The following is a 22,750-nucleotide window of genomic DNA, read 5'->3' as shown; positions in this document are numbered from 1 at the left end:
CGCCCGGCTCGCGGCAGGGCGGGGTTAGGTGATCAGGCCCTCGGCGCGGGCCCAGCGCAGCAGCTCGGCCTCGGCGGCGTCGCGGTCCAGCGGGCCGTGCTCCAGGCGCTGTTCCTTGAGGTGCTTCCAGGCCCGCCCCACCACCGGTCCCGGGGGTACGCCGAGCAGCTCCATGATCGCGTTGCCGTCCAGGTCGGGGCGGACCCGGGCCAGGTCCTCCTCGGCCTCGATCCGGGCGATCCGGTCCTCCAGCGCGTCGTAGTCCGCAGCGAGCTGGGCGGCCTTGCGACGGTTGCGGGTGGTGCAGTCCGAGCGGGTCAGCTTGTGCAGCCGCGGCAGCAGATCACCGGCGTCCGCGACGTAGCGGCGCACCGCCGAGTCGGTCCACTCACCCCGCCCGTACCCGTAGAAGCGCAGGTGCAGGGCGACCAGGGCGGTCACCTTCGCGGTGATCTCCTTGGGGTAGCGCATCGCCTTCATCCGGGCCTTGGTCAGCCGGGCACCGACCACCTCGTGGTGGTGGAAGCTGACCCGGCCGTCGGACCCGACCGCCTTCGTCCCGGGCTTGCCCACGTCATGCATCAGGGCGGCCATCCGCAGGATGAAGTCGCAGCCATCCTCCTCGAACGAGACCGCGTTCTCGACGACCGTCAGCGTGTGCTCGTAGACGTCCTTGTGCTGGGCGTGCTCGTCGATCTCCAGCTTCAGGCCGGTCAGCTCCGGCAGGAACCGCTCGGCCAACCCGGTGTCGACAAGCAGCCGCAGACCGGTGATCGGGTCTGCGCCGCAGAGCAGCTTGGTGAACTCGTCCCGGATCCGCTCGGCGGTGATCCGGTCCAGGTCGGCGGCCATGTCGGTCATCGCCGTGTGCACGTCCGGGTGCACGGCGAAGCGGAGCTGGGCCGCGAACCGGGCGGCCCGCAGCATCCGCAGCGGATCGTCGCCGAACGACTCGCGCGGGGTGCTCGGCGTACGGATGACCTTGGCGGAGAGGTCGTCCAGCCCACCGTGCGGATCGGTGAAGCGGTGCTCCGGCAGGCTGACGGCCATCGCGTTGATGGTGAAGTCCCGCCGCTTCAGGTCCTCGTCGAGGCTGGTGCCGTACACCACCACCGGGTTGCGGCTGACCTGGTCGTACGACTCGGCGCGGAAGGTGGTGATCTCCAGCCGGAGGCCGTCGCGCTGGAGGCCGATGGTGCCGAACTCCCGGCCGGTCTCCCAGATCGACTCGGCCCAGCCCTTGACGATCCGCAGGGTCTCGTCGGGGTGGGCGTCGGTGCAGAAGTCCAGGTCGTCGCCGAGTCGGCCGAGCAGAGCGTCGCGCACCGAACCGCCCACCAGGTGCAGCTCGTGACCGGCGCGGACGAAGCGGCGGCCCAACTCGTCGGCGACCGGGGAGACCCGGAGCAGTTCGGCGACGGCGTTGCGCTGCGCGGCGGTGAGTTCGCGGCGGTCGGAGGCGTGAGGAGCGGAGGCTTCGGACATGGGATCGCCAGCTTATCGGGCCGGGGTGTGATCCGATCCGCCGGGCGTGGGTAACGGGCAGGGGTTGACTATGGTCTGTGACGTGCGGGTCGGCGCCCGGCTCGACGTACCCCTGGGAGGCTGGAGATGAGCGGCGGGCTCTACCGCAGCGCGAACGCCGCGCGGGACGGCGGTGCGGGAGCCAACGTCCGCCCCTCCGACGGCGCCACGTTCATTTCCGCCGAGCCGCTGAACCAGCCGGCCATGGAGTCGACCGCCCCGCCACAGGAGCAGGTGGGCGAGGCGAGCGCCGCCGCCAACAGCGCGGTGATGGCGGTCGGCAGCCTGGTCAGCCGGGGTACGGGCTTCCTGCGCAACCTGGTCATCGCGGCGGCGCTCGGCGGCGCGCTGGTCGGTGACGCGTACACCACCGCACAGATCCTGCCCGGAATGGTCTACGAGTTCCTGCTCGGCGGTGTGCTCACCAGCGTGCTGATTCCGGTGCTGGTGCGCCGCCGCAAGGTCGACGTCGACGGCGGCCAGGCGTACGCCCAACGGCTGCTCACTCTGGCGGTGCTCGCCCTGGGAGTCGCGGCGCTGCTCGCGGTCGCCTTCGCCTCGACGCTTACCTGGCTCTACGGCAGCGGCCCGTCGAGTGGCGACTACTCGCAGCTGGTCACGGGGCTGGCCCGCCTCATGCTGCCGATGATCTTCTTCTCCGGGTTGAGCGCGCTGATCAGCGCGGTGCTGAACACCCGGGGGCACTTCGCGGCCCCGATGTGGGCGCCGATCCTGAACAACCTCGTGGTGATCGCCACCGCTGGCCTCTACATCGCGATCTTCGGCGCGACGATCGTCAAGCCGGAGGCGATGACCACCGGCCGGATCCTGCTGATCGGCGGCGGCACGCTGCTCGGTGTCGCCATCCAGGCGGCCGGGCTGCTGCCGGCACTGCGCAAGGTCGGCTTCCGCTGGAAGCTGCGCTTCGACTTCCGCGCGCTCGGCCTGCGCGAGCTGGGCCGGCTCGGTGCGTGGATGATCTGCTACGTCGCCGTGAGCCAGGTCGGCCTCATCGTGCTGTTCAACCTGCTGAACAGGGCCGGCAAGGAGAACGCCGCCGGCCCGCTCATCTACAACAACGTCTTCCTGCTGCTGATGACCGCACACGGGATCATTGCCGTCTCGATCATCACCGCGCTGATGCCCCGGATGAGCGCCGCCGCCGCCGACGGCCGGTACGCCGACGTCGCCGCCGACCTGTCGCGGGGCACCCGTACGGTCACGGCGGTCCTCGCCCCGATCGCGGTCTGCTACGCCGTCCTGGCGACCCCGATCGCGTTCACGCTGTTCCGGTTCGGCGCGTTCAACGCGGACAACGCCACCGCCACCTCCGTCGTGCTGCTCGCCGCGGCTCTGGCGCTGGTCCCGTTCGCGGTGAGCCAGCTCTTCACCTTCGCCTTCTACGCCCTGCCGGACACCCGTACCCCCGCGCTGATCAACATTCCTGTGGTGGCGCTGCGGATCGGCGTGCAGGTCGTGCTCTTCGTGGCCTTCTCCGCCAGCTTCGCCGGCGCGGGGATGATGATTGGCAACGCGGTCTCCTACGTGGCCGCGGCGATCGGCTCGGCCTGGCTGCTTCGCCCGCGGGTCGGGCGTATCGGCCTCGGGGAGATCATGCGTACCGCCGGTCGGGTCGTGGTCGCCGCGCTCGGCGCGGCGCTTGTCGGCCTGCTCGTGGTCAAGCTGCTGCCCGGCGGCGACACGCCGACCCGACTGCAGGCCATCGTCCAGCTCGTGATCGGTGGAGCGGTGATCGTCGGGACGTACCTGGGTCTCGCGATGCTGCTGCGGATCGGGGAGATCACCGAGGTGGTCGGCATGGTCCGCCGCCGCCTCGGTCGCTGAGGGCGAGCACCCCGGCACCAGAAGTTGTCGCCACACGGAACGTGACCGCGGATCACCAGGCTGGGGATGCATCTGTGGATAACTCAGCGATTCGCCGGTCAGTCACCGGATCAGCCTGTGGATAACCAGCCGTACGGATGAGCGTGCCTGTCCGATCGGGGGGAACGCGGCCGGTGGCGGTGAGCGGCACGCGGGCTCGGCCCCGACGTCGGTCACTTGCGGTGAAGCCGTAGATTGAGCTAGTACATGTGCCAGCAACGTGGCCGACAACGGTCGTAACCGGACGACTTCCCCGACTCCCGGCACCCCGCCGGGTACGGCAAGAAGATGACATGTCGGGGAGACGGGCAAGCCGGGTAAGGTCGCTCTCGACGGGTACGGCAGGCGCCGACGCTGCGCGTCGACACCGGTTGGCCGGTTCCTTCGACGGCAGAGCGGGAAGCCACATGCCCAGCAGTGCGGGTCCATCGATCGACACGATCACCGAGGGAGGACGGGTGACCCAGGTCGGCGAGGGTCAGGAGGCGGACGAGAGCGCTCCGCCGGTCATGACCTTCGGTGCTCCCACGGCCGGTGAAATCCTCGCCGAGCGTTACGAGCTGGTCGAGCACATCAACAACGACAGCGCGGGTCGGCTGGTCTGGCGCGGGGTCGACGTCATCCTGCGCCGCCCCGTCGCTGTGGTGCTGCGCTACCCGGGTGGCGACTCCGCCACCGAGATGCTTCAGGCCGCCGTCGCGGCCAGCCGGGTGATCCACCCCAACCTGGTCGGCGTCTACGACGCTATCGACGAGGCCGAGCGGGCGTACGTGGTCCGTGAGTGGGTGGACGGACAGTCGTTGCGTGACCTTGCCGCCGAGGGTCCGCTGGATCCCGCCCGGGCCACCGCGATCGGCAACGCCGTCGCCAGCGCACTCGCCGCCGTGCACGCGACCGGAATGGTGCACGGCAACGTCCACCCCGGCACCGTCATGATCAGTGACGAGGGTCGCGTGGTCCTGGCCGACGCGCGCACCGACGGCGACGACAGCCAGGAGAGCGACATCCGGGCAGTCGGCGGCGTTCTCTACTTCGCGCTGACCGGTCACTGGCCGCACACCGAGGCACCGCTGCGCGGGGCCACCGCCGGCCATGGTCGGGCGGCCATCCCGGACGCGGTCCGCGACGCCGGTGGCACCCTCGCGGCGCCCCGCCAGGTTCGAGCCGGGGTTCCGGCGTACCTGGACGACCTCACCATGGACCTGCTCGACGCCGAGATCGCGCCGCCGTCGTCCGATGTGCTGGCAGCCGAGTTGGCCCGGCTGGACGTGCCCGCCGAGGAGGAGCACTACCTCGACAACGGCGGGCCGCTGCGGTTCGCCGCCGACACCGAGGAAGAGCCGTCGCCGCTGGCCGCGGCCGGTGGTCGCAAGGTCGCCATCGGCATCGCCGGCCTGCTGGCGGTCGCCCTGGTCGGTCTGCTCATCGGGATCAGCGCGCTCGGCGGCGACGACAAGGACCCGCAGGACACCGCCGGGGCCACGCCCTCCGCAAGCGCCCCGGCCGGCGAGGCCACCCAGGCCGCTGCCCAGGTGCGCAAGTTGACCGTGAAGGACGTCCGGATCATCGATCCGGACAGCACGGAGCGCAACGAGCTCAAGGACGCCGACAAGATCATCGACGGCGACTACGACAAGGGTTGGGAAACCGACACCTACGACAAGCGCCCGAACTTCGGCAACATCAAGAAGGGCATGGGCGTCTGGCTCGACCTCGGCGGCCCGCACTCCGTCAAGTCGGTACAGGTGGCGCTCTCCGCCAGCGGGGCGACCGCGCAACTTCTCAGCGGCACCACCAACCCGCCGTCGACGACCGCTGGCGACAACCAGTTGGTCAAGAGCTACAAGGACCCCATCGGGCGGCCCTACGAGGATTACGAAGCCACCACAATGGTCTTCAACGGATTCGACGCCGACAAGAAATACCAGTACCTGCTGTTCTGGATCACCGAGCTGCCCCCGTCGGAGGGTGGCTTCAAGCTGGGGGTACGGGAGATTACGGTCCAGGGGTCGTGAGCCGGGTACCGCGAATTAGGCACCGCATCCGCTGGACGTGGTGATGGACGGGCGCGACGCGGCAACGGACCTCGAGTTGCTGCGCGCCCACGTCGCCGGCGATCGGGACGCCTTCGCGGTCCTGTTCCACCGACACCGCGACCGGCTCTGGGCGGTGGCCCTGCGGACGCTCGGCGACCGCGAGGAGGCCGCCGACGCACTGCAGGACGCCCTGCTGTCGGCGCATCGGGCGGCCGGCCGGTTCCGTGGCGACTCCGCTGTCACCACCTGGTTGCACCGCATCGTGGTGAACGCGTGCCTGGACCGGATCCGACGCCGGCAGGCGCACCCCACCGTGCCGCTGCCCGACGGGAACAGGTCCGGCGAAGGGTCGGGCACCGGCGGTGTCGAGCCGGCCGCGCCCATCCAGGACCATGACACCGCGCTTGTCGTCCGCGCGGCCCTCGCCGCGTTGCCGCTCGACCAGCGGGCCGCCCTGGTGCTGGTGGATCTGCAGGGCTACCCGGTGGCCGAGGTGGCCCGCATCCTCGGTGTCGCCGAGGGGACGGTGAAGAGTCGATGCGCCCGGGGTCGGGCCCGGATGGCGGTGCTGCTCGGGCACCTGCGACCGGTGACGTCGTCGCATCCGGCGCCGGCCGGCCGGCACGCGGACGTGCCCGACGTCACGCCGGGGAACCCGCGCCCGGCCGAGGGCGTCGGATCGGGGTCGGTTCGGTACCGGCAGGACGCCAACCAGGAGGACACGTGACGACCGAGGGGTTCAGGGAGGTCGACACCGACCTGCTCGCTGACTACCTCGGCGGCGCGTTGGACGGCACGCCACAGCACGCGGAGGTCGCCCGGCTGGTCGAAGCCGACCCGGGCTGGGCCGAGGCGTACGCGCTGCTGGCACCCGCGGTGACGCAGGTCCGCGCCGACCTGGCCCGCTGGGCCGAGCCCTCCCCGGAGCTGCCCTCGGCCGTCGCCGAACGGATCGCCGCCGCGCTGGCCACGGCCGACGCCCCGCCCATTGACACGGCCACCGGTTCACCCGAGCCGGCCGCTCCCGCGAGACCGGTGGGCGTCCCGGCACAGGGCGGCCGTCACCCCGGCAGCCCGTCACCGACCGAGTCGGGGCGCGGCAGAGCCACCGGCCCGGGTCGCCGGCGGCGCCGCTGGGCCCGTAACGCCGCTCCGGTGGCCGCAGCGGCGGTCGCCGTCGTGGCGGTTGGTCTGGGGCTGCGCCAACTGTCGACGAACACCGCGGACAGCGGCGCCATGGAGCGTCCGGCCAGCGCACCCGGAGATGTGGCAGCGGGAGGGCCGGCCCGCACCTCCGGGCCGGCGCTGCACAGCGGAACCGACTACAGCCCGCAAACCCTCGGTCAGGTGGGCAGCGCCACGAGCAGTCGGCCGTCTCCGCTGCGGGGAGCCACCAGCAGCGCACCCCGCGAGCAGCCCGGGGTGGACGCCGAGGGGGGCCGGCGACCTGCCCCCGACGGGTCGGACCAGCTGGCTCGGCTGAGCAGCGAGGCGGCGTTGACCGGCTGCCTGGCGGCCGTGGCGGCGGAACACGGCTCGGCCCCGCTGATCGTCGAAGTGATCGACTACGCGCAGTTCCAGGGTGAGCAGGCGCTGGTCATCCGGTTCACCGACGCGACCGGGGCGCACTGGGCCTGGGTGAGCGGCCCCGAGTGTGGCGTACCCGGGTCCGGCTCGGACAGCCGGTATTCGGCGCGGGTAGGGTGAATCCGCGGTCATCGGTGCGATGAGGGTCCACGTGACCTGACCCACCGGATGCCCGGCTCGGGAATCCCCGCTTCGTACGATGACGTTCTGGAAGTCAGCTGCCGGCACCCCCCAGGCGTCGGCACTCGGATCAGCATCGGTGCGCGCGCCGACGCCGAACACACACAACTCGGGAGACGGCAGTGGACGAGGTCCGCAACCTGATCATCATCGGCTCCGGCCCGGCCGGTTACACGGCGGCGGTCTATGCGGCGCGCGCCAACCTGAAGCCGCTGATCATTGAGGGCGTGCAGTCCGGTGGCGCGCTGATGACCACGACCGAGGTGGAGAACTTCCCCGGCTTCGCCGACGGCATCCTCGGCCCCGAGCTGATGGACAACATGCGCAAGCAGGCCGAGCGGTTCGGCGCCGAGTTCCTCACCGACGACGTGACCCGGGTCGAGCTTGTCGACACCGGCGACTCCGGCGCCGGCGCGGTGAGCACCGTGTGGGTCGGCGAGACCGCCTACCGGGCCCGCTCCGTCATCCTCTCCACCGGTTCGGCCTGGCGTCCGCTGGGTGTGCCGGGCGAGCAGGAATACCTGGGCCACGGAGTCTCCTCGTGTGCCACCTGTGACGGCTTCTTCTTCCGCAACCAGCACATCGTGGTCGTCGGCGGCGGCGACTCGGCGATGGAGGAGGCCAGCTTCCTCACCCGCTTCGCCGACTCGGTGACCATCATCCACCGGCGTGACTCGTTCCGGGCCAGCAAGATCATGGCCGACCGGGCGCTGAGCAACGAGAAGATCAAGGTCGAGTGGAACAGCACCGTCGAAGAGGTCCTGGGCGCCGACGGCAAGGTCACCGGCGTACGGGTCCGCAACGTGCACACCGGCGACACCAAGGTGCTGGACGTGACAGGCGTGTTCGTGGCCATCGGTCACGATCCGCGCAGTGAGCTCTTCCAGGGCCAGGTCGAGCTTGACGACGAGGGGTACGTGAAGGTCCAGGCCCCCAGCACCCGGACGAGCGTGCCCGGTGTCTTCGCCGCCGGTGACGTGGTCGACCACACCTACCGCCAGGCGATCACCGCGGCCGGCACCGGCTGTGCCGCCGCGCTCGACGCCGAGCGGTTCATCGCGACGCTCAGCTGAAACAGGAAACACATCCCGGAGGAGGGGCAATAGTGGGAAATACCAAGGCGGTCACGGACGCGAGTTTCGTCGCTGACGTGCTGCAGGCCGACAAGCCGGTGCTGGTGGACTTCTGGGCCGAGTGGTGCGGGCCGTGCCGCAAGGTGTCGCCGCTGCTCGAGGAGATCGCCGGCGAGATGGGCGACCAGGTCACCATCGTCAAGCTCAACATCGACGAGAACCCGGAGACCGCCCGGGCCTACCGGGTGATGTCGGTGCCGACCCTCACCGTCTTCAAGAACGGCCAGCCCGTGCAGTCGATCGCCGGTGCCAAGCCGAAGGGCGAGCTGGTCCGGCTCATCGAGTCGGCCCTCTGATCCGCAGAAACACCACCGAACCCCGTACCCGCTCGTCGGGTGCGGGGTTCGCTGTCTCCCCGGCCGACGCGAGCGGAGTTTTTCCAGGCCGAGCCACCTGACCGCCCCGGAGCGCATAACCTCAAGCCGGGGCCGCCCGGCCAGCCAGACTCGTGCAGAGGGGGTCGTGCGTGCGTCCGATCCGAGCCGGAGACCGGGGACCCGCGGTCACCGAGATCCGCACCATCCTCACCGGCCTCGACCTGCTCGCCGCCGCCGGTTCGCACGCCGACGAGTTCGACAGGGACACCGAACGCGCGGTCCGGGCGTTCCAGCAGTCCCGTGGGCTCAGCGTGGACGGCCGGGTCGGCTCCGAGACCTGGGGCGCGTTGGACGCCGCCCGCTGGCGGCTCGGCGCCCGCACCCTCTACCACGCGATCCCCGAGCCGCTCACCGGCGAGGACGTCCGGTCGCTGCAGGAACGCCTGCTGGAGATGGGGTACGACGTCGGCCGCGCCGACGCCATCTACGGCATCCGGACCTCCCGTGCGGTGGCCCAGTTCCAGCGCGAGGTCGGGCTCACCCCCGACGGCTCCTGTGGGCCGCACACGATGGACGCGCTGCGTCGGATCGGTCGCAAGGTCGTCGGCGGTCGCCCCCAGTGGCTTCGTGAGTCCGACGCGATCCGCCAGTCCGGGCCGGCGCTGGTCGGCAAGACGGTGGTCATCGACCCCGGGCACGGCGGCACCGACCCGGGGATGGTGGTGCCGGACGGGCCGCTGCGCTGGACGGAGGCGGACCTCGTCCACGACCTGGCGAGCCGGCTGGAGGGGCGGCTCGCCGCGTCCGGGGTGCGGGTTCAGCTCACCCGCGGTCCGGCGCCCGACAAGTGTCTGCCGGACACCGATCGGGCGCTGCTGGCGAACTCACTCGGCGCCGACGTGTTCATCTCGCTGCACCTGGACGGGCACGCCAACCCGGACGCGGAAGGGGTGGCGACCTACCACTACGGAACCGACAACGGGGTCACCTCGGCCACCGGTGAGCGACTGGCCGGGCTGGTGCAGCGGGAGATCGTGGCGCGCACTGGACTGCGGGACTGCCGTACCCACGCCAAGGCGTGGGACCTGCTGCGGCTGACGCGGATGCCGGCGGTCCGCGTCGAGGTCGGCTACCTCACCTCGCCCGTGGACCGCGCCCGGCTCGTCGACCCCCGGTTCCGGGACCGGGTGGTGGAGGCGATCGTGGCCGCGGTGCAGCGGATGTACTACCCGATCGAACGGGACGTGCCGACCGGCTCGCTCGACGTCAGCGCACTGCGGGCGGTGGTCACCGCCGGCACGGTGGTCGACTGACGACTCAGCCGCCGGTGGAGCGGGTGGCCGGGGCGGGACGGACGGGCCGCAGCAGGGTTTCCGGGCTCATCGACCCGAGCAGCTTCTCCAGCGCGTACTCGACGTCGGACTTCCAGCTCAGCGCGGTGCGCAGTTCCAGGCGCAGCCGGGGAAACCGAGGGTGCGGACGTACCGTTTTGAAGCCGACGGAGAGGAAGAAGTCGGCCGGTGCCACACACCCACCGGCGGGGTCGTCCGCGTCACCGAACTTGGCGTCGCCGAACGCCTCGATCGCCTTGATCCCCCGCTTCGTCAGGTCCCGGGCGACGCCCTGCACCAACATCCGGCCCAACCCGCCGCCGGAGAACGCCGCGACCACGTTCGCGGTCATCAACAGGGCGGCGTCCGCGGAGACCGGCGACGTCGGAAAGGCCATCGAGCGGGGAACGTAGGCGGGCGGCGCGTACATCACGAAGCCCGCCGGCATGCCGTCGACGTACGCGAGCTTGCCGCAGGAGCCCCACTCCAGCAGGGTCTGGGAGACCCACGCCTCCTTCTCCAGCCCGGGGTCACCGGCGGCGCAGGCCCGGTCGGCGGAGACCGGATCCAGCTCCCAGTAGACACACTGGCGGCAGGGGCGCGGAAGGTCTTCGAGCGTGTCGAGGGTCAGGCTGACCAGACGTCGCGACATATGGCGCTTCCCCACAATAGGCTCGGTCGTGAGGCCGGCATGGAACGACAGTGCCGCCTGCCTGCCCCCGACGAGCGATCGTACGCCGCCGATCGGCCGTACGGGAGGGGACGCGCGAATGCCCACCACACCGGGGACGGTCCGGCATGTGGTCGATCCGTTCCGGTACGGCGGCAGCCTGCCCTTGGGCGACTAGGATCGACAATCGGTGTGCCGCCGCCATGGTCACGAGCGTGCGGGGTACCCGGGGCGGGAGCCACCCGAGCAGCGATCGAGGTGAGGTCATGACCGGCACGACACTCGACGACTACACCGACCGGTACGCCCGGCGGGTACGCGGGATGACTGCCTCCGAGATCCGAGCACTCTTCGCGGTGGCCAGTCGCCCCGAGGTCGTCTCCCTCGCCGGTGGCGCTCCGTACATCGCCGCGCTGCCGCTCGACGCGGTCGGCGAGATGCTCGGTCGGCTCGGCTCCGAGCACGGTGTGACGACCCTGCAGTACGGCATCGGGCAGGGCACCCTGGAGCTGCGCGAGCGGATCTGCGAGGTGATGTCGCTCTCCGGGATCGACGCCGCATGCGGTGCCTCACCCGAGGACGTGGTGGTCACGGTGGGCGGGCAGCAGGCGCTCGACCTGGTGGCCCGACTCTTCCTCGACCCCGGCGACGTGGTGCTCGCCGAGGGCCCTACCTATGTTGGCGCGCTCGGGGTGTTCCAGGCCGCTCAGGCGCAGGTGGTGCACGTCCCGATGGACGCCGACGGGCTGATCCCCGAGGCGTTGGAGACGGCCATCGCCGACCTCGCCCGAGCCGGCCGACGGGTCAAGTTCCTCTACACCATTCCCACGTACCAGAACCCCGCCGGCGTGACGCTCAGCGAGGAGCGCCGGGAACGAGTCCTCGACATCTGCGAACGCGCCGGCCTGCTCGTGATCGAGGACGACCCGTACGGCCAGCTGGGTTTCGAGGGTGAGGCCCCGGCCCCGCTGCGGGCCCGGCGGCGCGAAGGCGTCTTCTACCTCAGCACCTTCTCCAAGACGTTCGCCCCGGGCCTGCGGGTCGGCTGGATCCTGGCGCCCCACGCGGTCCGCGACAAGCTGGTCATCGCCAGCGAGGCGCAGATCCTCTGCCCCAGCGGTTTCGCGCAGGCCGCCGTGGCCACCTACCTCGGCACCATGCCGTGGCGGCAACAGCTCAAGGTCTACCGCGAGGTCTACCGCGAGCGTCGCGACGCGCTGCTCGACGCGCTGGCCGATCTGATGCCCGAGGGCACCACCTGGACCAGGCCGGCCGGCGGCCTCTTCGTCTGGGCGACCCTGCCGGACGGGCTCGACTCGAAGGCCATGATGCCGCGGGCCATCGCCGCCCGGGTCGCCTACGTGCCCGGCACCGGCTTCTACGCCGACGGCACGGGCACCGGCGCCATGCGGCTGAACTTCAGCTTCCCGCCCCCGGAGCGGATCCGCGAAGGCGTCCGCCGACTGGCCGGCGTCATGGAGCAGGAGATCGCGACGCGCCGCGTCTTCGGCGCCGTGGGCGGTGCCGCCGGGCGACGGGGCCGGCCCGGCTCCGACGTGCCGGGTCCCGACTTGGCATGATGCCGGCATGGGTACGACCGCTGCCGAGCGCTTCTCCGTGACCGATTCCGCAGTCGCGGCCGATCTGCGTGTGCTGGTGCTCGCCGGCGGGCTCTCCTACGAACGGGATGTGTCGCTGCGCTCCGGTCGCCGGGTGCTCGACGCTCTGCGTGCCGTCGGCGTCGAGGCCGAGCTGCGGGATGCCGACGTGGCACTCCTGCCCGCCCTCGCAGCCGACCCGCCGGACGCGGTAGTCATCGCCCTGCACGGTGCCACCGGCGAGGACGGCTCGCTGCGGGGCGTGCTGGACCTGTGCGGCATCCCGTACGTCGGCTGTGACGCCCGAGCCTCCCGGCTCGCCTGGGACAAGCCCTCCGCGAAGGCGGTGCTCCGCGAGGCGGGCATTCCCACTCCGGACTGGGTGGCCCTGCCGCACGATCGCTTCTCCGAACTGGGCGCGGTCGCCGTGCTGGACCGGATCGCCGACCGGCTCGGCCTTCCGCTCATGGTCAAGCCGGCGCAGGGCGGCTCGGGTCTGGGCGCCGCGGTGGTCCGGGACGCCGCGTCACTTCCGGCCGCGATGGTCGGCTGCTTCGCGTACGACTCGACAGCCCTGGTGGAGCGGTACGTGCCCGGCATCGACGTGGCGGTCTCCGTGATCGACCTCGGAGACGGCCCGCAGGCTCTGCCGCCGGTGGAGATCGTGCCGCGCAACGGCGTGTACGACTACGCCGCCCGCTACACCGCCGGTCGGACCACGTGGCACGCTCCGGCCCGGCTGGAGCCGGGTGTGGCCGCCTCGGTGGCCGACGTGGCACTCGCGGCACACACCGCGCTCGGCCTGCGGGACCTGTCCCGGGTCGACGTGATCGTGGACGCCGCCGGCCAGCCGCACGTGCTGGAGGTCAACGTCTCGCCCGGCATGACGGAGACGTCGCTGCTGCCGCTGGCCGTCCAGGCCGCCGGCCTGGACTTCGGCCGCCTCCTCGGCTCGCTGGTCACCCGGGCCGCCGCCCGCCTCACGGCCTGACCCTCACTACCCCGTCCAGGGCCGTTTGCCGGCCTGGACTCGGCCGCGGCCGGCCACCTCGACGCCGTGTCGCCCCCTCCACCGGCCGGCCCGCCGCACATACGGCGGATGCCGTACGTGCGGGCCTCTCCCCAACCGGCCGACGGTCAGCGCGGCGCGCGTACGTCGGGCGGGGTGCGCCCCTCCTCGGTGGCGATGGTGGGGGCGCTGCGGGGAGACGGGATGACCGGGCCGGGTTTGTCGTCTGCCGGGTCGCCGGTGTCTTCCGGTGCGGAGGTGGCGACGGGCTCTGCTGCCGGAGCGTCGGAACGCGTCGACGCAGTGGAGGCCGACATGGCGTCGGTTGCCGACTCACCGAGGCCACCGGAGGGCGTGGCTGCTGGATCGGTGTCCCCTGCCGGGGTCCTGGGGCGGCCGTCGGCGTCCCCGTCCGGAACGTCGGGGCCCGCGGCGTCCAGGCCGGCGGCGTCGGGGCCAGCAGCGTCCGAGTCGGGCGCGTCCGAGTCGGCGGCGTCGGGGCCTGCGGCATCCAGGTCGACGGCATCCAGGTCGGCCGCGTCCAGGCCGGCGGGGTCGGTGCCGACGACGCCCTCGACTGCTGGCTCCGGGATCTCCTCGGCCGCCTCGATGACCGACACGGCCTCCTCCTGGGCAGCTGCCGCAGCGTGCGCCGCCGCTGCGGCGGACTGGGCCAGCAGGCTCGACGGCGCCTGCCACTGGATCCGGGGCGGCTCGGCCAGCGGCCGGCCACCGAACTCGGCGAGCCAGGCAGCGACGAGTGCGAGATTTTCCCGCCACTGCTCCTCGGAGATCGGCGGCAGGATCGAGTCCCACAGGGACAGGAACGTCCCTCGCAACTGAAGCCGGCCGTACGGTCGAGCGAGGAACCACATGTGCAGGTGGGCGGAGCCGTCGCCCCAGCGGTTGACGTGCACCCGCGCCACACCGTCCAGCGACCTGATGGCCCGCTCCAGACGTACCGTCATCACGCCCAGCTCGGCGGCGAGCAGGTTCGGCAGGTCACCCAGGTCGAGGTGGGTCCGCGATTCCAGGATGAGCACCATCGGCAGGCCGGTCGGCCGGTCCATGGCGCGAACCCGCCACCGCTCTCCCACCCAGATATAGGCGTCGTCGGGCGCGTTGCAGGCGGTGCATTCCCGGAGGCCCTCGCCCTTGCGTGGCGGTTCGACCGGGACCGGGTCGTCGAGCTGCTTCACGCGGAGGTCACCCTCGAAAGGAAACGAGGGCCATTGGGTGAAGTCCGGGACTGAGGGAGGGGTGTCGTGCACGAGGCTGACCCTAACCGAGTCTGGCACCGCTGTCCCTACCTGTTCGATCGGTCTCAGCCATCCAGATCAGCGTTCGTCGTCGATCGCGGATCTCGTCACCGCCGCCCGCCAGAGCGATATCCACAGGCTGCCGAGAACACGAACACAGGCCGTCATCCACAGGCTGGCACCCGCTTTTACGCGGGGTTTCACGTGAAACTGGGGGTGCCTGTGGACAACGGGTGTGGATAACTTTTCGGCCCCTCAGTCGTTGCCGCCGATCCGCTCGGTCGAGGTGTTGGGCCGAGGGCCCCGAGGGCCTCGCGAGCGACAGGGGCGCCCCCTGGCTGGTGTGCCGGCGGCCTTTACCGCGAGGTCGCCGTTTCACGTGAAACGGCGCCGAATCAGGTTCCGCGACGGATCGCCCTTCCAGGCTGAGGAGCAGGCATCCCGTGCGCCCCCTCAGCGGGTCGCTACCGGCTCGGAGACGAAGAAGGGTGCCTCGGGTCGACCTAAACGCTCTGCGAGCGCCCTCGGCGCTCAAGGTAGGTCATCGCCCCGCCGTCCGTCTCGCTGGCCGATGCCGCGCTCCGCAGGGCCTCGTCTAGTCTCTGCGGCGAGCGGGCCCCGGTTCCGCACGCCCAGCCCTCGTCGACTGCACGTCGCCAACGCAGACTCTGCGCGGTCGAACCCTCGCTGGCTTCGCACAACCGGGGCTCGCCGGCTCTGGACCGGTCGACCCGTGCCGGCCCTGCATGGCCTGGCACTCACTGGCTGCGCGCCTTCCACCCTCACTTACGCGACCACTCCCGCTGCCCTGCGTACTCCCGTACTCGGCGACTTTCGCGATCAAGCCCCGCCGCTGGGTGGCCGGCGCTCGGAGTTCCCGGCCGGTCGACCCCCACAGCCTCGGCGCAGGACCGCCACAGCCCTGGCCGACCTGGCTGGATCTCGGCACCCGCCACAGCCCTGGCCGACTGGGCTGGATCTCGGCACCCGCCACGGAGGCGTCGCCATTTCGGCCCAGGGGGTAGGCGTCGGACCGCCAGGGCGTCGACCATCCCGGCCAGATCTCGCCGCTGCACCGCGAAGGCGTCGACCTTCCGGTTAGATCCCGGCGTCGTTTCGAGGCGTCGGCTATCCCACCCTGCCGAACGCCCATCGGCCACCAGCGAACCGGCACCCGCTCATCCACCCGCCGTCGGGTGGGACGTGCGGCTCGGCCTGGCACATGAGGCCGGAGACCGGCCAGCCGAGAACAGGCGGGGGGCCCTGACGTGCTGAGCCGGGGGTGCCGTTTCACGTGAAACGCGGGCGGTGCCGTGAAGGGCGGGCGGATGCGGAACGGTCGCGCCTCCCGAGGGGAGGCGCGACCGCTAAGGGAGACGGGGAGGTCAGTCCTCGGTCCCTTCCTCCTGCTGCACGCCGATGATGCCGACGATGCGCTCCAGGTCGTCCACCGTGGCGAACTCGATCGTGATCTTGCCCTTGCTCCGGCCGATGTCCACCTTCACCCGGGTATCGAAGCGGTCCGACAACCGATCGGCGAGATCCGACAGGGCGGGCGCGTGGGGCTTCGGGCGCCGCTTGGCGGCCTGACCCTTCGCCGGGCCGTCGTTCAGGGTGAGAGCAACGATCTCCTCGGTCGCCCGCACCGACAGCCCTTCGGCCACGATCCGCAGCGCCAACTGCTCCTGGGCCTCAGAGTCGTCGAGACTCAGCAGCGCACGGGCGTGACCCGCCGACAGAATGCCCGCAGCGACCCGGCGCTGCACCTGGGCCGGCAGGTTCAGGAGGCGGATCGTGTTGGAGATCTGCGGCCGGCTGCGGCCGATCCGGCGAGCCAACTCCTCGTGAGTGGCGCCGAACTCCTCCAGCAGCTGCTGGTATGCGGCTGCCTCTTCCAACGGGTTCAGGTTGGCCCGATGGATGTTCTCCAGCAGCGCATCGCGGAGCATCGCGTCATCGCGGGTGTCTCGGACGATCGCCGGGATGTTCTCCCGGCCCACCGCCTGGGCGGCCCTCCACCGGCGCTCGCCCATCACCAGTTCGTACTTCTCGTCGTCGAGCTGGCGCACGACGATCGGCTGAAGGAAACCGACCTCCTGGATAGAGGTCTTCAACTCCTCCAGTGCCTCCTCGTCGAACACCTGACGGGGCTGCTTCGGGTTCGGCACGATCGCGTCGACCGGGATCTCCGCGAACCGGGCACCCGGCACGGGACTGAGCGTGGGCTCGGACTGATGGACGGGCGGTACGACGGGAGCCGTCGACACGGCTCCGGTCGTCGCGCCGTCATCGTCGACGTCGGCGTGCCCGTTCTCCGGCTCGGCCGTCATGGTGCCGGCGGCACCCGGCACCGGCCCGGTCGGGATGAGCGCCCCCAGGCCCCGTCCCAGACCGCCCCGAGGACGGTTCTTCATGCCACGCCTCCCAGCGACTTGTCCCCACTACGCATTCCGGCCCACCGGCTCCTTGACGCCCCGCTCGGCGATCTCCTGGGCAGCCTCGAAGTAACTCGTTGCGCCCCGCGAACCGGGATCGTAGGTCATCACCGACTGCCCGTAGCTGGGCGCCTCGGACACCCGCACGTTGCGGGGGATGACCGCCTGGAGGACCTTGTCGCCGAAGTGGTTCCGGACGTCCTGCTCGACTGCGTCCGCCAGGCGGGTACGCCTGTCGTACATCGTGAGCAGGATGGTGGAGACGTCGAGCTTCGGGTTGAGGTGCTGTCGCACCAGGTTGATGTTGTTGATCAGCTGGTTGAGCCCCTCCAGGGCGTAGTACTCGCACTGGATCGGGATCAGCACCTCCTGCGCGGCGACCAGAGCGTTGACCGTGAGCAGGCCGAGCGAGGGCGGGCAGTCGATGAAGACGTAGTCGAACTGGCCCGGGTAGGCGGCGATCGCGCGGTCGAGGCGCGACTCCCGCGCCACCACCGACACCAGCTCGATCTCCGCGCCGGCGAGGTCGATGGTGGCCGGCACGCACCACAGATTGGGGATGCCCTCGACCGCCTGCGCCACCTCGGAGAGCGGCACACTGTTGATCAGGCAGTCGTAGACGTCGGGGATGCCTGTGTGGTGCGGCACGTTCAGCCCGGTCGAGGCGTTGCCCTGCGGGTCGAGATCGACCACGAGCACCCGGTTGCCATGCAGGGCGAGAGCCACTGCGAGGTTGACAGTGGTCGTGGTCTTACCCACGCCACCCTTCTGGTTGGCGACGCACATGACCCGGGTCCGGTCCGGTCGAGGCATGGTCACCTCGCCACTGGGATTCAGGATCTGCACGGCGCGCATCGCCTCCATAGCCAACGGTGGGTCATCCTCTTCGCGCGTCGGGGTTTCACGTGAAACGTACGTGGGGTCGGCCGCGACTGCGGCCAGCGACTCGGTCGACGCAACCGGTGCGTCCGGGACCACCGGCACGGTGTCGCGTGCCGCCGCGGCGGTCGGCTGGTGCGGTACTGCCGGCTCGAAGCGAACCGCCGCGGCCGTGTTCCGCCGACCGAGCGTGTGCCGCACCTCGGCGACGTTGACGGGCCGACTCGGTACGTCCGATGCGCGACGACCAGCCGTCGACTCGGGTGCCTCCGACCCGGCGAGGTGAACCGCCGGTTCGTCCCGCGCTGCCGGCGGATCGGTGTCCGCCGGGTGGATGGACGCGCCGGTGGCACCGGGCGACCAGCTTGGGTAGTCGGTTTCACGTGAAACGGGCTCGCTGGTTGACCCGGTCACGCGTGGATCGTCGTACCTGCCGTCGTCATGCACCTGTCATCCCTGCCCGCTTCGGATGGTCGGTCCGCGCCCCGGTCAACTTGGCCACACCCGCGCTCGCACCCCGGAGCGTACGGCCCCTCGGGAGCGGTCGGAGTCCGCGACGTCCGTCGGCCGCTCCACATTATCGACGCGCGGTCAGCCTACGGCGGACGGGCGCGGCCGGTCCACGTCGGGTTCTCATTCCCTCGTCCATCCGTACCGGTACAACGAGGCAACCCTCCGACCGGACGCCCGATCGCGTTGGTCAGCGGCGGCGGGCCCGCCCGCCACGGGAGCGCTTGGCAGCAGCCGGTCGGGCCGGGCCGACCATCCGCTCGCGGACGATCTCCACAACGGTCGCGGGCGGGTCGATCACCCCGACACCACAGAGGCGTACGGCGGCCTCACCGCCACCGAGCCGCGCCACCACATCGGCGTGCTCCTCGATCTCCGCGGCGGCGGACGATCCCTTGAGCGCCAGCAGCCGCCCGCCCCGTACGGCGAGCGGAAGACACCAGGTCGCCAGCCGGTCCAGCGGTGCGACCGCGCGGGCCGTCACCACGTCGCCGCTGATCGGTTCCCGGCCACTCGATCCGCTGGCGGCCTCGTCGGCGCGGCCGCGGAACACGCGTACCGACCTGGTCAGGCCGAGCCGTTCCACGACCTCGATCAGGAACGACGTACGCCGCGCCAACGGTTCGATGAGGGTGACCGTCAGGTCGGGACGCGCGATGGCCAGCACCAGACCGGGCAGGCCGGCGCCGGAGCCCACGTCGAGCACATTCGCGCCGGTCGGAATGCGCTCGATCACCGCGGCGCAGTTGAGGAGGTGACGGTCCCAGATCCGGGGCGCCTCGCGCGGACCGATCAGACCCCGGATCACGCCGTCGGTGGCCAGGATCTCGGCGTACGCGGCGGCCAGGTCGAGCCGGTCGCCGAAGAGAGTCAGTGCCGCCGGGGCCAGCTCGGGCGGCAGCGCGGCGTCCGACGGCGACGGTGTGCCGTCGGACGGGGCAGCCGGTGACGGTGAGCCGTCGGACGGGGCAGCCGGTGACGGTGAGCCGTCGGCGGGGGAAGCTGAGGACGGGCTGCCGTCGTACCCCGTCGGGTCGTTGTCGGAGCCCGAGGTGGTGTGCCGGACAGCGGACGGCCCGGACGGCGTACCGCCCGGGCCGGTCACGGCATCAGCCGCGGCGTCGTCGTGGGTCACCCGGTCAGTCCGCCGGCCGCACGACGATGCGCCGGTTCGGCTCGACGCCCTCCGACTCGCTCTCCACGCCGGACATGGCGTTGACGACGTCGTGGACGCACTTGCGCTCGAAAGCGGACATCGCCTCCAGGCGCACCGGCTCGCCGTACTCCTTCACCTTCTCGACGGCGTTCTTGGCGACGGCGGCGAGTTCCTTGCGACGGTTCGCCCGGTAGCCGCCGACGTCGAGCAGCAGGCGACTCGGCGTACCGGTCTGCCGGAAGACGGCGAGCCGGGTCAGCTCCTGCAGCGCCTCCAGGGTGGCGCCGCGCTGGCCGACCAGGTTCTGCAGTCGGGCGCCGACCACCTCGACCACCGGACGGCCGCCGGCGACCAGCTCGTCGATGTCGCCGTCGTAGTCGAGGATGTCGAGCAGCCCTTCGACGTAGTCGGCCGCGATCTCGGATTGCCGGAACAGGTCGCCCTCGCCCACGGCCTTCTTCTCACGACCACCGGTGGCGGCCTCGGTGTCGTCGCCGTCGACCTCGGTCTCGTCGGCCTCGGTGTCGTCGCCGTCCACCGCGAGCGTCGCGGTCTCCTCCTCGTCCAGGGACTGCTGGGCGCGGGGGATGCTGGTCTCGGTCACGGTCTCATCTCCGTACTCGCTCGGCGGACCGTCGGGTCCGCTGGTTTCCCGGGGCCGGCGGGAGGTCGCCGGTGCCCACGGGCACGTCTGTACGGGCAGTGTCGCCCGTGACCGCGTCGTGCGCGGTCGGTTCCGCCCGGCGCCGACCGTACGGCGGCTGCGCGGTGCGGGGGCGGGCCGCCGCCGGTACTCCCGACGACGGCCCTACGGGGATCAGCCCTGCCGCTTGGCCGGAGGGCTCTTCTTCGGGTTGGTCGGCTTGGCACCCGGCTTCGGGCCTGCCACCTTCGGCGCGGTCGCCTTGACCGGGACCGCGGGGGCGGCCTTGCCACGCCCGAACAGACCGCCCGACTTGGCGGGCTGCACCGGGCTCCGGGTGGCCGCCGGGGCGGTGGCCTTCTTGGCGGTCACCGGCGGCGGGAACTTCCGAAGCACCCACTGCTGCTGGGCGAGCGTGAAGAGGTTGTTCGTGACCCAGTAGATGATCACGCCGATCGGGAAGATCGAGCCGGAGATCAACAGCGACGCGGGGATGCCGTAGAGCATCAGTCGCTGGATCATCCGCTGCTGCGGGTCCTCCGCCCAACCGGTCTTGAGGATCATCTGACGGCTGGTCAGGTAGGTGGTCGCGATCATCACCAGGACCAGGACACCGGCGATGACCTTGACCGTCGTGCCGTTGGCGCCGAGGCGGGCCAGATCCTCCGCGGTGGATCCGAACTTGCCGGAGAGCGGAGCGGTGAAGAGCTTGGCGTTCGAGGCGCTGTTGAACTGGTCGACGGTCCAGCCGTAGATCGTCTTCTTGTCTTCCGGCTTGAACGGGTCGAGGCGGCGCAGCACGTGGAAGAGGCCGAGGAACACGGGGATCTGGAGGAACATCGGAAGGCAGCCCATGAGCGGGTTGGCCTTTTCCTTCCGATAGAGCTCCATCATCTCCTTCTGGAGCGTCTCCCGGTCACCCTTGTGCTTCTCCTGCAGCTCCTTGACCTTGGGCTGCAGTGCCTGCATCGCCCGCTGGGACTTGATCTGCTTGACGAAGACCGGGAACAGGATCACCCGGACGGAGACCACCAGGAAGACGATGGCCAGGATCCAGGCGAAGTTGGTGCCGATCACCGCGTCGACGGGCACCCCGATGGCGTCCCAGGCGGAGTGCCAGGTCAGCAGGATCCACGAAATCGCGTAGTAGATCCAGTCGAGACTCAATTCGGTGCTCCAGTCACATCGGCACGGCGGCGACCGCCCGGCTCCGGCACCGGGTCATGTCCACCAGGGTGGAAGGGGTGGCAGCGCAACAGCCGCCGGACCGCAAGCGCGGCTCCCCGGAGCGCGCCGTGCCGGGCCACCGCCTCCTGGGCGTACGCACTGCACGACGGGTAGAACCGACAGCGAGCCGGCAGTGCCGGACTTATCCACCGACGGTACGCGATGATGGGCGCGATCAGCACCCTGGCACCGGTTGACGTCGGGCGCGTGGCGGTCGGGTCGGTGCTCACCGGGACCGCCTCTCCCGGGGTGACCGGGCAACCGCGATGGCGGAGTCCAGGTCCGCGGAGAGCCGGGGGTACGACGCCTCGGCCGCCGCCGGCAGCGCCCGGACGACAAGGGTGCTGCCTGCGGGCAGCGCGTCCAGACGCTCCCGGACCAGTGCCCGCAGTCGACGCCGGACCCGGTTGCGGACCACCGCGTTGCCGACGGCCTTGGATACGACGAAGCCGGCGCGGGCCGGAACGGAGGGCTGCTCCGCAACGGTGTGCCGCGCCGGCTCCGGCGAGGTCGTTGTGCTGGCTCCGGTGGCCGACGGCATGGTCAGGTGAACCACGACCGCGCCTCGGCCGACGCGTCGGCCACCGCGAACCGCTGCGGCGAAGTCAGCGCTACGCCGCAGTCGCTGTGCGGCGGCCAGCACGACTGCCCACGTCCCCCGGACCGGCCCGGTCGGCTCAGGCCGACAGGGTGGTGCGACCCTTGGCGCGGCGGCTCGAGAGGATGGCACGGCCGGCACGGGTGCGCATGCGCAGCCGGAAGCCGTGGGTCTTCGCGCGCCGGCGGTTGTTCGGCTGGTAGGTGCGCTTGCTCACGTCAGGCTCTCCGTTTTCGTACGCGCCCCGCGCGACGGGATCGCCGGGGTCGTGGGGTGGTCCAGGCCACCTCGACGGTGGCCACCGATCGGTGCTGCCCTGCGGAGCCGAACCTCGGCGGTGCGGGGATGCGACCGCGGACAGCAAGCACCCATCACCCTAGCAGAGGACGAGAGAGCAGCCGCTCCAGCCTACGCAGGGGTGCAATGACCGTCAAACACCCACAGCGGGGGACATCGGGACGCGCCCGGGACCGAAGCGGCGGTTTTCGCTGATGCCGACAAGGCCGTTGCCGCGTCGCCGGTTGATGGGGCAGGGACAACGCTGTTACCGTGCCCGATTGCGGTGAGCGTCGGAAGCTCCGGTCGTCGCGCGCAGGCAAGACCGGACACGCCGGTGAATCGTTCGGCACGGTGAACCCGCTTCAGCGCACGTCCAGGCAGGGGGCAGGTCCCACCCGCGCCCGGCGGGCGGCCACAATCGTTCGGTACACAGGCTGTGGATAACCTGTGGACGACCGTTGGTCAGCTGTCCGGGTGGGTGATGTTCCACCCGCG

At 71.2% G+C, this 22,750-nt stretch carries 20 protein-coding genes; 9 read left to right on the top strand and 11 right to left on the bottom strand.

All coding sequences use genetic code 11. The features are described from left to right. Nucleotides 1–24 precede the first annotated feature (24 nt). Nucleotides 25–1,485 (bottom strand): CCA tRNA nucleotidyltransferase, encoded by a 1,461-nt coding sequence (locus ACGFIE_RS04590; protein WP_393290912.1) that lies wholly within the window; start codon nucleotides 1,483–1,485, stop codon nucleotides 25–27. 126 nt (nucleotides 1,486–1,611) lie between these two features. On the opposite strand from ACGFIE_RS04590, the gene murJ reads away from it, so the two are divergent. The 7 genes from murJ to ACGFIE_RS04555 all read left to right on the top strand — a co-directional run bounded on the left by murJ (nucleotide 1,612) and on the right by ACGFIE_RS04555 (nucleotide 9,974). Then, nucleotides 1,612–3,369 carry a murein biosynthesis integral membrane protein MurJ gene (gene murJ / locus ACGFIE_RS04585; RefSeq protein ID WP_393290910.1) on the top strand — a complete coding sequence of 586 codons (1,758 nt, stop codon included), beginning with the start codon at nucleotides 1,612–1,614 and terminating at the stop codon, nucleotides 3,367–3,369. A 446-nt stretch (nucleotides 3,370–3,815) separates the two neighbouring features. Next, a complete protein-coding gene (locus ACGFIE_RS04580; RefSeq protein WP_393290908.1) occupies nucleotides 3,816–5,423 on the top strand; it encodes a protein kinase family protein in 1,608 nt (535 codons plus the stop codon). A 43-nt stretch (nucleotides 5,424–5,466) separates the two neighbouring features. Continuing rightward, a complete protein-coding gene (gene sigM / locus ACGFIE_RS04575; RefSeq protein WP_393290906.1) occupies nucleotides 5,467–6,171 on the top strand; it encodes an RNA polymerase sigma factor SigM in 705 nt (234 codons plus the stop codon). Further along, nucleotides 6,168–7,151: a hypothetical protein gene (locus ACGFIE_RS04570; protein ID WP_393290904.1), complete on the top strand. Its 984-nt coding sequence runs from the start codon at nucleotides 6,168–6,170 to the stop codon at nucleotides 7,149–7,151. Before sigM ends, ACGFIE_RS04570 begins: the two co-directional genes overlap by 4 nt. Before the next feature lie 182 nt (nucleotides 7,152–7,333). After that, nucleotides 7,334–8,284, top strand: coding sequence for a thioredoxin-disulfide reductase (gene trxB, locus ACGFIE_RS04565; RefSeq protein ID WP_393290902.1), 951 nt, complete (start codon nucleotides 7,334–7,336; stop codon nucleotides 8,282–8,284). Nucleotides 8,285–8,316: 32 nt separating this feature from the next. Then, nucleotides 8,317–8,640, top strand: a complete 324-nt coding sequence (trxA, locus tag ACGFIE_RS04560; protein WP_007453873.1) for a thioredoxin — start codon at nucleotides 8,317–8,319, stop codon at nucleotides 8,638–8,640. A 170-nt stretch (nucleotides 8,641–8,810) separates the two neighbouring features. After that, a complete protein-coding gene (locus tag ACGFIE_RS04555) occupies nucleotides 8,811–9,974 on the top strand; it encodes an N-acetylmuramoyl-L-alanine amidase (protein ID WP_363680807.1) in 1,164 nt (387 codons plus the stop codon). Between the two features lie 4 nt (nucleotides 9,975–9,978). Here the strand turns inward: ACGFIE_RS04555 and ACGFIE_RS04550 are convergent, their stop codons facing one another. Beyond that, on the bottom strand, nucleotides 9,979–10,644 hold the full coding sequence (locus ACGFIE_RS04550; RefSeq protein WP_007453878.1) for a hypothetical protein: 666 nt from the start codon (nucleotides 10,642–10,644) through the stop codon (nucleotides 9,979–9,981). A gap of 284 nt (nucleotides 10,645–10,928) precedes the next feature. On the opposite strand from ACGFIE_RS04550, the gene ACGFIE_RS04545 reads away from it, so the two are divergent. After that, nucleotides 10,929–12,242 (top strand): PLP-dependent aminotransferase family protein, encoded by a 1,314-nt coding sequence (locus ACGFIE_RS04545; RefSeq protein WP_393290900.1) that lies wholly within the window; start codon nucleotides 10,929–10,931, stop codon nucleotides 12,240–12,242. A gap of 7 nt (nucleotides 12,243–12,249) precedes the next feature. Beyond that, nucleotides 12,250–13,251 (top strand): D-alanine--D-alanine ligase, encoded by a 1,002-nt coding sequence (locus ACGFIE_RS04540; RefSeq protein WP_363680811.1) that lies wholly within the window; start codon nucleotides 12,250–12,252, stop codon nucleotides 13,249–13,251. 146 nt (nucleotides 13,252–13,397) lie between these two features. Here the strand turns inward: ACGFIE_RS04540 and ACGFIE_RS04535 are convergent, their stop codons facing one another. From ACGFIE_RS04535 to rpmH, 9 genes are all read right to left on the bottom strand, one after another. After that, complete coding sequence (locus ACGFIE_RS04535; RefSeq protein ID WP_393290898.1) at nucleotides 13,398–14,540, bottom strand: hypothetical protein; 1,143 nt, start codon at nucleotides 14,538–14,540, stop codon at nucleotides 13,398–13,400. Between the two features lie 1,373 nt (nucleotides 14,541–15,913). Further along, a complete protein-coding gene (locus ACGFIE_RS04530) occupies nucleotides 15,914–16,942 on the bottom strand; it encodes a ParB/RepB/Spo0J family partition protein (protein WP_393290896.1) in 1,029 nt (342 codons plus the stop codon). Between the two features lie 27 nt (nucleotides 16,943–16,969). Next, nucleotides 16,970–18,289, bottom strand: coding sequence for an AAA family ATPase (locus ACGFIE_RS04525; RefSeq protein WP_393290894.1), 1,320 nt, complete (start codon nucleotides 18,287–18,289; stop codon nucleotides 16,970–16,972). A 253-nt stretch (nucleotides 18,290–18,542) separates the two neighbouring features. Beyond that, on the bottom strand, nucleotides 18,543–19,241 hold the full coding sequence (gene rsmG / locus ACGFIE_RS04520; RefSeq protein WP_393291293.1) for a 16S rRNA (guanine(527)-N(7))-methyltransferase RsmG: 699 nt from the start codon (nucleotides 19,239–19,241) through the stop codon (nucleotides 18,543–18,545). Nucleotides 19,242–19,491: 250 nt separating this feature from the next. Continuing rightward, complete coding sequence (locus tag ACGFIE_RS04515; protein WP_393291291.1) at nucleotides 19,492–20,046, bottom strand: protein jag; 555 nt, start codon at nucleotides 20,044–20,046, stop codon at nucleotides 19,492–19,494. Between the two features lie 279 nt (nucleotides 20,047–20,325). Next, entirely contained in the window at nucleotides 20,326–21,318 is a 993-nt protein-coding gene (gene yidC, locus ACGFIE_RS04510) for a membrane protein insertase YidC (RefSeq protein WP_363680821.1), read from the bottom strand. Then, nucleotides 21,315–21,608 carry a membrane protein insertion efficiency factor YidD gene (gene yidD, locus ACGFIE_RS04505; RefSeq protein WP_007453899.1) on the bottom strand — a complete coding sequence of 98 codons (294 nt, stop codon included), beginning with the start codon at nucleotides 21,606–21,608 and terminating at the stop codon, nucleotides 21,315–21,317. The genes yidC and yidD overlap by 4 nt, the downstream gene beginning before the upstream one ends. Further along, on the bottom strand, nucleotides 21,605–22,021 hold the full coding sequence (gene rnpA / locus ACGFIE_RS04500; RefSeq protein ID WP_393290892.1) for a ribonuclease P protein component: 417 nt from the start codon (nucleotides 22,019–22,021) through the stop codon (nucleotides 21,605–21,607). The genes yidD and rnpA overlap by 4 nt, the downstream gene beginning before the upstream one ends. A 34-nt stretch (nucleotides 22,022–22,055) precedes the next feature. Further along, nucleotides 22,056–22,193, bottom strand: a complete 138-nt coding sequence (gene rpmH, locus ACGFIE_RS04495) for a 50S ribosomal protein L34 (RefSeq protein WP_007453904.1) — start codon at nucleotides 22,191–22,193, stop codon at nucleotides 22,056–22,058. Nucleotides 22,194–22,750: the final 557 nt, after the last annotated feature.

Source organism: Micromonospora sp. NPDC049275 (assembly GCF_043197115.1).
Classification (GTDB): Bacteria; Actinomycetota; Actinomycetes; order Mycobacteriales; family Micromonosporaceae; genus Micromonospora.
This window is presented reverse-complemented; position numbering and strand designations above follow the sequence as displayed.

Coding starts and splice junctions, on each gene's coding strand:
- ACGFIE_RS04590 (WP_393290912.1), bottom strand. CDS start 1,485: ATGTCCGAAGCCTCCGCTCCTCACGCCTCCGACCGCCGCGAACTCACC.
- murJ (WP_393290910.1), top strand. CDS start 1,612: ATGAGCGGCGGGCTCTACCGCAGCGCGAACGCCGCGCGGGACGGCGGT.
- ACGFIE_RS04580 (WP_393290908.1), top strand. CDS start 3,816: ATGCCCAGCAGTGCGGGTCCATCGATCGACACGATCACCGAGGGAGGA.
- sigM (WP_393290906.1), top strand. CDS start 5,467: ATGGACGGGCGCGACGCGGCAACGGACCTCGAGTTGCTGCGCGCCCAC.
- ACGFIE_RS04550 (WP_007453878.1), bottom strand. CDS start 10,644: ATGTCGCGACGTCTGGTCAGCCTGACCCTCGACACGCTCGAAGACCTT.
- ACGFIE_RS04545 (WP_393290900.1), top strand. CDS start 10,929: ATGACCGGCACGACACTCGACGACTACACCGACCGGTACGCCCGGCGG.
- ACGFIE_RS04540 (WP_363680811.1), top strand. CDS start 12,250: ATGGGTACGACCGCTGCCGAGCGCTTCTCCGTGACCGATTCCGCAGTC.
- ACGFIE_RS04530 (WP_393290896.1), bottom strand. CDS start 16,942: ATGAAGAACCGTCCTCGGGGCGGTCTGGGACGGGGCCTGGGGGCGCTC.